Genomic DNA, 11,356 nt, shown 5'->3' on the forward strand with positions numbered 1-11,356 from the left:
TAACCTGCTATATTTTGACATATTTTTTGTTATTTTAGCAAGTTATCTTTACATAACAGTAAAAATAGAACCGGATCTTATTGGGGAATAATACACGGTTTTACAAATAAACTAAAAACAGCAGTTAACACACATTCAATGTATTCGATTATAGATATAGAAAGTAATGGTGCAGGTTATAGAGACGAATGCATTATAGATATTGCCATCTACCGGTATGATGGTCAGAAAATTACTGACCAGTTTATATCTTTGGTAAATCCTGAAGGAAATATTACTCCTTTTGTACAGAAACTGACCAATATTACCCCTAAAATGGTCAAAACTGCCCCGAAATTTCATGAAATAGCCAAAAGAGTTATTGAAATAACGCAAAATACCACTTTGGTAGGTCATAATATCGATTTTGATTACAGAATGCTTCGCCAGTCATTCAAAAGATTAGGCTATGATTTTAAAATCAATACGTTAGATACCATTCCTTTAGCAAAGAAACTGATTCCTGATGAGGTAAGTTATTCATTAGGGAAACTGGTAAAATCACTTGGAATTCCTTTGACGAATCATCATAGGGCAGACGGTGATGCAAGAGCAACGTTAGACCTTTTCAAACTTCTGATTTCGAAAGATATTGAAAACGAGATTATTCAGGAACAGCATGAAGAGTCTAATGCAAAAACCTATATCAACAAGATCAAAGAGCTTACTCAGGATCTTCCTAATGATAAGGGTTTTGTTTATTTTCAGGATGAGGTAGGGCGCATCATGTTCTCAGATTATGTTCAGGATATCAACAAGTTTTCCAAAAAAGTTTTCAATTCCAAGTCAAAAAAATGGGAAAAGATTCAAAAAGAGGTTGAGCAGATTAACTATGAACTTACCGGGACAGATATTATTGCAAAGTTGATTCTGAACTCTAAGAATATTAAAAAGAAAGAAGTTTTGCCTTTTGGGCTTTATTTCAGAAACAATAAATATATTGTTGAAAAGAATAATCTCAATAAAACAGAAAAACCGGTTTTAAAATTCAGATCATTTACCCAAGGAACAAAAGCAGTTCAGTTTATTGGTTCTCAGGAAGAATTTACTGATTTTTCCGTGCTTAAACAGAAAATTGAATTCAGGAAAAGAAATGAATTGTGGCTGGGGTTAGGACGAAAATTGGGCGAAAAATTATTTTTAATCATTGAAAATGGAAAAGTGATTTCTTTTGGATTTTATGAATTGTTTACGCAGATTCAGACCTTAAGCAAGCTGGCTAAGTTAAAAATAGATCTTCCATTATCTTCCACAGACTTGAATAATGAATTGCAGCTGGCACTGCTTCGTGGTGATTTTGAGACCCTGCCGTTACCCAAATAATAGAGGAAATTACACGTTATTAAGAAGATGCTTTTCAAATCATTTTTCTTAAAATAAAAAATAAATAGTATTTTTGTAAAAAATAAGTAGAAGCAATGCAAAATTTTAAACAAATTAAAACTGGAAAAAAGGGAACTGTAAAGTTCTCTAAGGTTTGGAATATTTAAAAGAGTTGTCTTGCATAAAAAATAATCAATGTGGCAGACTCTTTTTTGGAAGAATCTGCCTTTTTTTATGTTAAAATGAAATTATGAATTCAAAAGAATTATTAAAGATTGCCAATGAGTTTGGCACACCAGTGTATGTTTATGATGCCGAGTCCATCAAAGTTCAATACGAGAAACTTACATCTTCTTTTTTAAAACATACAAAGTTCTTCTACGCAGCGAAGGCATTGACAAATATCAATATCCTTAAGTATGTCAAGAACCTGGGCGCATCTTTGGATTGTGTATCTATTAATGAAGTCAAACTTGGACTAAAAGCAGGGTTTTCGAAAGAAAAAATATTGTTTACTCCCAATTGTGTTGACTTGGCTGAAATAGAAGAGGCAATGGCTTTTGGAGTTCATATCAACATTGATAACATTTCTATTCTTGAGCAATTCGGGAATAAATACGGAAATACATATCCTATTTTAGTAAGAATCAATCCACATATTTTCGCCGGAGGTAACTATAAAATTTCGACGGGGCATATCGACAGTAAATTCGGTATTTCTATTCACCAGGTTCGTCACATCGAAAGAGTGATGAAAAGTACGAATCTGAATGTTGAAGGTCTTCACATGCATACAGGAAGCGAAATCAAAGATCCGGATGTGTTTTTGCAGGCTTTGGAAATTATGCTGGAACTTTCTGAGCATTTCCCGAACCTGAAATACCTGGATATGGGAAGTGGTTTCAAAATTCCTTATCAGGATAGTGAAGAAGAGACCGATGTGAGAACATTAGGTAAAAAAGTTGAAAAAGTAATTTCTGAGTTTTCAAAATCTACTGGTAAAAAATTCGAATTATGGTTTGAGCCGGGGAAATTCTTAGTGGGAAAAAGCGGATATTTATTAGTGAAAGCTAATGTAATCAAGCAAACTACAGCTACCGTTTTCGTAGGAGTAAACTCAGGATTCAACCATCTGATCCGTCCCATGTTCTACGATTCTTACCACATGATTGAAAACTTATCCAATCCAAAAGGAGCAGAAAGGATTTATACTGTAGTAGGAAATATCTGTGAAACCGATACATTCGCTTGGGACAGAAAACTGAACGAAGTAAGAGAAGGGGATGTCCTTGCTTTCCATAATGCAGGAGCCTATGGTTTTGAAATGAGCTCAAACTTCAACTCAAGATTAAAACCTGCAGAAGTGTTGTTCTTGGATGGAAAAGCTCACTTGATTCGTAAGAGAGATGAGTTTGAAGATCTATTGAGAAATCAGATCGAAATAGTAATGTAAACTTAAGATATACTAGATAAACAGCCTCCTTTTTGGGTGGCTGTTTTGTTTTTAAATCAATTCGGTTAGACTTTGCTGATGTGCTAAACCTATAAGGTTTGAAGAAGAAGAAAAAATCCCCCAAAATAATGGGGGATTTTTTTCTGAAAAATAATAAGGTTTTATGATAAAATTACAAAGTTTTAACATTGAAATGGGACTGGGTTTTCAACTATATTAGCTAAATTTGATAGAGATAGGGATTTTTTTATCCATGTCAATCACTATTTTTCATAAAAAACAACCACCAAAATAGATTAATTATGGCCAAAAATATTGCAGAGCAAATTGTTGAAATGCTCGAAAAAGCCAATGTGAAAAGAATTTATGCAGTAACCGGAGACAGCCTCAATCATTTGAATATTGCTGTCAAGAAAAGCAGTATTCAATGGATTCATGTGCGGCACGAAGAAGTAGGGGCTTATGCTGCAGCTGCGGAAGCTGAGCTTGATGGCCTGGCAGTATGTGCCGGAAGCTGTGGGCCGGGACACGTTCATTTAATTAATGGTGTTTATGAGGCACATCGTTCTCATGTCCCGATGTTGGTGATTGCTTCCACGATTCCCAGTGACGAAATGGGAATGGATTACTTTCAGGAAACCAATACCATAAAGCTGTTTGACGATTGCAGCTACTATAATCAGATGATTACACGCCCGGAACAGGTACAGAGAACCTTTCAAACTGCCATCCAGCATGCTATTTCCAAAAAAGGGGTTGCCGTGATCGGTCTTCCGGGAGACGTTTCTGAACTGGATGCGGAAGAAGGGCCTACTTCCCCGCAGATATTTAAAACCAATCCTATTATAAGACCCTCGGACGATGAGCTGAAAAGCTTGTCAGCATTGGTCAATCAAAGCAAAAAAGTAACCTTATACTGCGGAATCGGGGCCGCTGAAGCCAGTGAAGAGGTTATCGCATTGTCTAAGTTCTTAAAAGCACCTGTAGGGTATTCATTCCGTGGGAAAATGGCTATTCAGCCCAATAATCCAAATGAAGTAGGACTTACAGGATTGTTAGGGTTTCCTTCCGCTTATCATGCGATGCATGAAGCAGATCTGGTGATTCTTTTGGGAACAGATTTTCCATATCAGAAATTCATGCCGGTAAAAAATAAAATCGTACAGATAGATGAGAGTCCTGAAAGACTGGGAAGAAGAGCAAAATTGGAATTAGGGCTTACAGGAGATATCAAAGAAACGATTAAAGCATTACTTCCCTTACTTGAAGAAAAAACAGATGATCATTTTCTCAATCAACAGCTGGCATTTTATGACAAAGTAAAAGAAAACCAGTTAGATTATGTAAAAGACTTTGGAAAAGAGAATGCGATACAGCCGGAATATGTAGCACATACTTTAGACAGGCTTGCTAAAAAAGATGCCATCTTTACCGTAGATACCGGAATGTGTTGTGTGTGGGGAGCCCGGTTCATTACAGGAACGGGAGAAAGAAAAATGTTGGGATCTTTTAATCATGGATCGATGGCTAATGCAATGCCTATGGCAATTGGAGCAGCTCTGGCACATCCAGAAAAACAGGTTATTGCGATGTGTGGCGACGGTGGGTTGTCTATGTTATTAGGAGATATGGCGACTATTTTTCAGTATAAATTACCAATAAAACTGATCGTTTTCAATAACAGAACACTGGGAATGGTAAAGCTGGAAATGGAAGTTGGCGGTATGCCCGATAATGAGACAGATATGATCAACCCAGACTTTGCGATGGTAGCACATGCGATGGGCTATCCTGGTAAAAACGTACATCTTCCCGAAGATGTTGAAGGGGCTATCAAAGAGTGCTTAGATCACAATGGTCCTTATCTTCTGAATATCTTTACCAATCCCAATGCGCTTGCTCTTCCTCCCAAAATTGAATTTGATCAGGTGATGGGAATGACCAAGTCTATGGCACAGCTCATGCTTGGAGGGAAGATGGATGAGGTTTTTGAAACGGTAAAGAGCAATTACAAACATATCAAAGGTTTGCTATAAGAGAAATAAGAATCAATTTGAAAGCCTATCTGAAATTCAGATATAGATATTGTAAAACTTCATATTTTGTGTGAAGTTTTTCTTTTATATACATGCACTAAATATTTACCTTTGTTTATTATTAGTAAATAACATTATGAGAGCTCTATTTTTATTTTTAGCTTTATGTGCAGCGAATTTTTCATTTGCACAGGATCAGGAAGAACGTGATGACTCTTTTATTAGAGACAGCAATAAGAATCTTTTGAAAATAGATATAAAAGAACCTTTTATGCAGGTTGCGGTCAAATGTAATGATTTTAAACCGGCAGCTTATGAAGGAGGTGTCGCGGCATATAAAGAGATCCTGAACAAATACATGTATGCTTATCTGAATTCAGATTTCTATGCTCTTACAGGTGACTTTATATTTACTTTAGTACTTGATGCTAAAGGAAAAGTAGTTGATGTGAAAGGGATGCCTAAAGTTCTTAACAGTGAAGTGTTTTTTGATGATATGCAGTATGTCGTAAGAAGAATAAAGAAAAACTGGGCTCCTGCATCTTGCAACGGACAGCCTGTAGCTTCACAGATTAAAGTTAAGATGAACTTCTCTTCAATTTCAGCAGACATAGACTAATACCCAATAAATGAAAAAATACCTTATGGTTTTACCCTTTTTACTTTTAAGTTTTAAAGGGTTTTCACAAGAAACAAAAACTCAAATTCAAGTACAGCCAGGAGAAGATTTCAGAAAAGCAGAATTCCCGGGAGGTGAAGATGCCTTTAGAAAGGAATTTCTGAATATGGTGCATGCTTATATAGATGTTGCTTTATATGCAATTCAGGGAGAAGTAACTTTCTTATTTAATATTAATTCAAAAGGGAAAATTGATAAAGTCGATATACTTCCCAGATTCAAAAATGATGAAACGTTTATTGATGATATGAAGTTTGCTCTTAAAAAAGTAAAAGGAAAGTGGCAGCCGGCTACAAAAAATGGGATACCGGTTGATTCAAAGTTGATCATGAAAATTCGTTTTAGCAACAATGCTTATGACCATGATTAATTGTGGATTCAAACTATTTGTACAACTTTAGATTTTGTTAAAATAATAGCGCTGACAATCTGTCACAATATTTTGTATCTTTGCAAACTTATTTGTTCGTAATTTAAAATTGCGGATCTTAAATCGATTATCGTGCAGGAAAAATATATAGATGAAACAAAACAGGGCGAAGCTTTTGCTATTGCAGAAAGGCCGGAGAACTCTAAAAAACTGTTTTTGGAAAGCTATGGTTGTCAGATGAATTTTTCTGACTCTGAGATTGTTGCATCCATCCTTAATGAACAAGGATATAACACAACAATGAAGGTAGAAGAAGCGGACCTGATTCTTTTAAATACTTGCTCCATTCGCGAAAAAGCAGAGCAGACTGTAAGAATGCGTCTTGCCCAGTTCAAAAATCTTAAAAAAGAAAGACCGAATATGACGGTCGGCGTTCTGGGATGTATGGCGGAAAGACTGAAAACCAAATTCTTAGAAGAAGAACAATTGGTTGACCTTGTTGTGGGTCCTGATGCCTATAGAGATTTACCCAATCTTTTAAAAGAAACGGATGACGGAAGGGATGCTATTAATGTAATTCTTTCCAAAGAAGAAACCTATGCAGATATCAATCCGGTACGTTTAGGAGGAAACGGAGTTACAGCTTTTGTAACCATTACAAGAGGTTGTGATAACATGTGTACATTCTGTGTCGTTCCTTTTACCAGAGGAAGAGAAAGAAGCCGTGATCCACACTCTATTATAGACGAATGTAAAGACCTTGCCAACAACGGATATAAAGAAATTACCCTTTTGGGGCAGAATGTAGACTCTTATTTATGGTACGGAGGAGGTCCTAAAAAAGATTTTGTCAAAGCTTCTGAAATGCAGAAAGCAACAGCGGTTAGTTTCGCTCAATTGCTTGATTTAGTGGCTAAAGCTGTTCCTGAACTAAGAATCAGATTCTCAACGTCCAATCCTCAGGATATGAATCTTGATGTGTTCAAGATGATGGCAAAACATGATAACATCTGTAAATATGTGCATCTACCTGTACAAAGCGGAAGCAATAATATGCTTGAAGCGATGAACAGACAGCATACGCGTGAAGAATATCTGGAACTGGTTAAAAAAGCGAAGGAAATTGTTCCGGAAGTATCCTTTTCTCAGGATATGATCGTAGGATTCTGTAATGAAACGGAACAAGATCACCAGGATACCTTAAGTCTGATGAAAGAAGTAGAATATGACTACGGTTATATGTTTGCTTATTCAGAAAGACCAGGAACTCCAGCACATAAAAAAATGGAAGACAATATTCCTGCTGATGTGAAACAGAGACGTCTTGCTGAAGTTATTGCCCTTCAGGGTGAGCTTTCAAGACAAAGAATGAAAACTTACGTCGGAAGAGTACACGAGATTCTGATTGAAGGAATTTCTAAGAAAAATAAAAACCAATGGAAAGGAAGAAACTCTCAGAATGCCGTATGTGTCTTTGATATGCTTGAAGGACAGAAAATAGGTGACATTGTGAACGTTTTTGCTTATGACAACACACAGGGCACACTTTTAGGGAGAACAGTGGAATAAAAATTAAGTTTTGATCAAAGCGATTTATCTTTTTGCCCTATTTTCTTTTGCTTTGGTATCTTGCCAGACAGAAAAAAATGCAAAAAAATATCCCGGAACCGTAGGAGATATTGAGTTTGATAAAAAACTGGATGATCCTGATTTTAAAAAATGCGGAGCCGGAAAACTAGCCTCTTTTAGCTTGCAATATTACCAAGGTAAAGAGGGGTTCAGCTACAAAGGAGAGAAGATAGCGATCGCTGAAAAACTTAAAAAAGAAAATATATATTCTGAAAAGAAAATCAACGGTTATATTACCGTAAGATTTTTAGTAAATTGTGAAGGAAAGGCAGGGTTGTTCAGGGTACAGCATATGAGCTCAGATCTGAAAGATATTGCCTTAGATGAAGAATTGGAAAATAAGCTGCTGCAGTTTACAAAATCACTCGATGGCTGGATGCCCAAAGAGATAAAAGGTTTAAAAGTAGATTATTATCAGTATTTAACCTATAAAATTGAAAATGGAAAAGTTTCAGAGGTATTACCTTAGCTTTTTGTTACTTATAGTTTACACCAATACTATTGCACAGGTCAACTGTAATGCAGTAGAGGGTGAGAACTGCAAAAAAGCGTGTGAGTTATACAACTGGGCTTCAGATTTACAAGGTTTCGCAGCATCTCAGGAAGGCTTTGACAAAGCCATTGAATTGTGTCCCGATTTCTCTCATGCTTACATGGAGAAAGCCGTTCCTTATCTAAAAAACGGCGATTTTGTAACCTGGAAATTTTTAATCGATAAAGCGGTTGCTTTAAATCCTCAAATGTATCTTGGCTACAGAGGCTGGTGCAGGTTTCAGTTTGTAAGAGATTACAGTGGGGCTATACAGGATTTAAATGATTTAAAAAAATATTATCCCGAAGACTTAGGGAGATCCCAGAACGGAGATTATAATCTGGATGTGGTAAGAGCAATGTCCTACAGTGCGTTAGGGGAGAAAGACAAAGCCGCAGGGATTATTGAGCAGCTTCTGACCACCAGAGGCTATGTGAAGGGGATGTATGATCATTACCAGTTAGGAGTTACCTATTTCGAACTGGGAAGATATGATAAAGCCCTTGAAAATTTTGAAAAACAAAGCAAAGAATACGACTTTGCTGATAACATATACTTTAAGAGTAAAGTTTCTAAGATCAGAAACAAAGATTATTTGGATTTAAAGAAGTTAGCCTTACAAACGTATGATGAAGGAAAGACGATGAAAGATGTCTATACCCATCATTTTAACAAAGTCTACAGAAAACAGATTGAAGAGCTGTAGAAGATTAACATTAAATCAATAATCAAAAATTTACTTATGAGCAACGAGCTACAAAACATAAAAAACCGTTTCGGAATTATCGGGAACTTTCCCGCACTCAACCGAGCCCTGGAAAAATCTATCCAGGTCGCACCCACAGATATCTCTGTGCTGGTAATTGGAGAAAGTGGGGTGGGAAAAGAATTTATTCCGAAAATCATCCATTCAGAATCCAAAAGAAAACACCAGCCTTATATCGTAGTAAACTGTGGGGCTATTCCGGAAGGAACCATAGATTCTGAACTATTTGGACACGAAAAAGGAGCTTTTACGGGGGCTACCACTACTAGAAAAGGATACTTTGAAGTAGCAGATGCTGGAACCATCTTTTTGGATGAGGTAGGAGAGCTTCCATTACAGACTCAGGTTCGTCTTTTAAGAGTTTTGGAAAGTGGAGAATTTATGAAAGTAGGGTCTTCACAGGTGCAGAAAACAAATGTAAGAATTGTAGCGGCTACCAACGTTAATATGATGAAGGCTATTCATGATGGAAGATTCCGTGAGGATTTATATTACCGTTTGAATACTGTTCAGATTGATATGCCGCCTTTGAGAGAAAGAAAGGGAGATATTCATTTGTTATTCAGAAAGTTTGCGATAGACTTTGCCGAAAAATACAGAATGCCGGAACTGGAGCTGGAGCCCAGTGCAGTTCATTATATAGAAAGCTACGCGTTCCCGGGGAACATCCGTCAATTAAGAAACTTAGTGGAACAGATGACCGTTGTGGAAAGAAACAGAAGCATCACTGCTGAGAAACTTGCGGAGTATATTCCTATGGAAACACACCTTCCGATGGTGGTAAATACCCAAAATACTCCCAAACAGAACGACTTCGGAAGTGAAAGGGAAATCATGTATAAAATTCTATTTGATATGAGGAATGATATTAATGATTTAAAATCCTTAACTTCGGAATTGATCAAGAACAGAGGTACAGCAGATCTGAGCAATCATGAAAAAAGCCTGATCAACAGGATTTATACCCCTGAAAGCCAGCCACAGGTGAATAACTCAGGATCTTTATTATATTTTGAAAATAATAACGATACGCCGGCAGTTCAGACGCCGACAATCATTTCAAGTCCTGAAGACAGCTATGAAGATTTTGAAGATATCGAAGTGGAAGAAAACAGACCAGAATCGCTTTCTCTTCAAAACAATGAAAAAGATTTGATAATCAAAGCATTGGAGAAGCATAGGGGACGCAGAAACAGAGCGGCAGATGAATTGGGGATCTCGCAAAGAACTTTATACAGGAAAATAAAACAATATAATCTGGAAGACTAGCACACCATAAATAATGAAAGTAATTTTAACACCTAAACCGATCAATTTTAAACTCGGAGAATATATTAATAAAGGTTTCGAACTTTTAAAGAAAGATTTCGGGAACATTTTTATAGCATTTTTAGTATGCTTTATCATGTCGATCATTCCTTTCTGTGGACTGTTAGCTATGGGGAATTTATACAAGTACCTTCAAAAGCTTAATAGAAATCAGGCAGCAAGTCCCGGAGATATTTTTGATTTTAAAGATTTCATGCCTTATTTTATGTTGCAGTTAATTATTATTGGAGGTGTTTTAGTACTTTACATTCCTTTATTTGCTGTGCTGGGGATATCAGGCGCAATGTCTGAGGGTAATCAACCTAACCCAATGATCATGATTTTTATGTTTCCTTATATGTTTTTATTAATAGCAGCAATATATTACTTTCTATTGAAGGGGTTTTATATCATTCCATTAATCAGTCTTAAAGGAATCAGCGAAATAAAAGAAGCCTGGAATATTTCAAAAGTAATGACCAAAGGAAATTTATTGTCGATTTTTCTTTTCTCATTAGTGGTGAGTATTTTGTCTCAGATTGGTATTATTGCTTGCGGGATAGGAATTTTGCTTACGTTACCATTTTTATACACTGCAAATTATTTTGCTTATGAAGATGCCATACAACAAATTGAGTATGATGAAATTACTGAAATTGGATCTAAAAATGAATTTTAAAATTAAAAATATTAGCCTGAAACAATCACTACTAACGGTAATGCTTTTTGCACTGCTGGGAGTGTTGAATTCATGCTACAGCTTTACGGGATCATCTCTTACAGATGAGAAGACTGTTCAGATCAACGAATTTCCGAATAATGCATCTCTTGTAAACCCGGCATTATCCCAACAGTTTTCTACAGCAATACAAAATAGATTCCTTCAGAGAACAACTTTGAAAGGGACAAAAGAAAATCCTGATATCCTGATAGAAGGAGAAATCTCAGATTATTCAATTACTCCCACTACAGTAAGCTCCAGTACCGTGACAAACCCGTCTGGTGGAGTGATTCAGCAGGGGCAGAATAAGCTTACGATTACAGTAAAGGTACATTATGAAAATAAAATCCATCCGGATGCAAGTTTTGACAGAACGTATTCTGATGAAGCTGCTTTCAACAGTGATGTATCACTAAGTCAGATCGAAGACCAGCAGGTTAAGCTGGTAACAGATAGAATTATTAATAAGATATTTAACGACATTGTAGCGAATTGGTAAG

At 36.3% G+C, this 11,356-nt stretch carries 11 protein-coding genes; all 11 read left to right on the forward strand.

The window, feature by feature from the left end:
• Window positions 1-138 precede the first annotated feature (138 nt).
• The 11 genes from C1634_RS21425 to C1634_RS21475 all read left to right on the forward strand — a co-directional run bounded on the left by C1634_RS21425 (window position 139) and on the right by C1634_RS21475 (window position 11,355).
• Window positions 139-1,362 (forward strand): 3'-5' exonuclease, encoded by a 1,224-nt coding sequence (locus C1634_RS21425; protein WP_109739110.1) that lies wholly within the window; start codon window positions 139-141, stop codon window positions 1,360-1,362.
• Window positions 1,363-1,612: 250 nt separating this feature from the next.
• Window positions 1,613-2,815 carry a diaminopimelate decarboxylase gene (gene lysA / locus C1634_RS21430; protein ID WP_185145155.1) on the forward strand — a complete coding sequence of 401 codons (1,203 nt, stop codon included), beginning with the start codon at window positions 1,613-1,615 and terminating at the stop codon, window positions 2,813-2,815.
• Window positions 2,816-3,117: 302 nt separating this feature from the next.
• Window positions 3,118-4,851, forward strand: coding sequence for a thiamine pyrophosphate-dependent enzyme (locus C1634_RS21435; RefSeq protein ID WP_103231461.1), 1,734 nt, complete (start codon window positions 3,118-3,120; stop codon window positions 4,849-4,851).
• 136 nt (window positions 4,852-4,987) lie between these two features.
• On the forward strand, window positions 4,988-5,470 hold the full coding sequence (locus tag C1634_RS21440) for a hypothetical protein (protein ID WP_103231460.1): 483 nt from the start codon (window positions 4,988-4,990) through the stop codon (window positions 5,468-5,470).
• Window positions 5,471-5,480: 10 nt separating this feature from the next.
• Window positions 5,481-5,900, forward strand: coding sequence for an energy transducer TonB (locus C1634_RS21445; protein ID WP_103231459.1), 420 nt, complete (start codon window positions 5,481-5,483; stop codon window positions 5,898-5,900).
• Window positions 5,901-6,032: 132 nt separating this feature from the next.
• Entirely contained in the window at window positions 6,033-7,469 is a 1,437-nt protein-coding gene (miaB, locus tag C1634_RS21450; RefSeq protein ID WP_103231458.1) for a tRNA (N6-isopentenyl adenosine(37)-C2)-methylthiotransferase MiaB, read from the forward strand.
• A 10-nt stretch (window positions 7,470-7,479) separates the two neighbouring features.
• Window positions 7,480-7,998 carry a hypothetical protein gene (locus C1634_RS21455; protein ID WP_103231457.1) on the forward strand — a complete coding sequence of 173 codons (519 nt, stop codon included), beginning with the start codon at window positions 7,480-7,482 and terminating at the stop codon, window positions 7,996-7,998.
• On the forward strand, window positions 7,970-8,767 hold the full coding sequence (locus C1634_RS21460) for a tetratricopeptide repeat protein (protein WP_103231456.1): 798 nt from the start codon (window positions 7,970-7,972) through the stop codon (window positions 8,765-8,767). The genes C1634_RS21455 and C1634_RS21460 overlap by 29 nt, the downstream gene beginning before the upstream one ends.
• A gap of 36 nt (window positions 8,768-8,803) precedes the next feature.
• On the forward strand, window positions 8,804-10,096 hold the full coding sequence (locus C1634_RS21465) for a sigma-54 interaction domain-containing protein (protein ID WP_103231455.1): 1,293 nt from the start codon (window positions 8,804-8,806) through the stop codon (window positions 10,094-10,096).
• 13 nt (window positions 10,097-10,109) lie between these two features.
• On the forward strand, window positions 10,110-10,814 hold the full coding sequence (locus tag C1634_RS21470) for a hypothetical protein (RefSeq protein WP_103231454.1): 705 nt from the start codon (window positions 10,110-10,112) through the stop codon (window positions 10,812-10,814).
• The gene (locus tag C1634_RS21475) at window positions 10,804-11,355 is read left to right on the forward strand and encodes an LptE family protein (RefSeq protein WP_103231464.1); all 552 of its coding nucleotides are present in this window, start codon (window positions 10,804-10,806) and stop codon (window positions 11,353-11,355) included. Before C1634_RS21470 ends, C1634_RS21475 begins: the two co-directional genes overlap by 11 nt.
• Window position 11,356 lies beyond the last annotated feature (1 nt).

Origin of the sequence: Chryseobacterium viscerum (genome assembly GCF_002899945.2) — a bacterium.
Lineage (GTDB): Bacteria > Bacteroidota > Bacteroidia > Flavobacteriales > Weeksellaceae > Chryseobacterium > Chryseobacterium viscerum.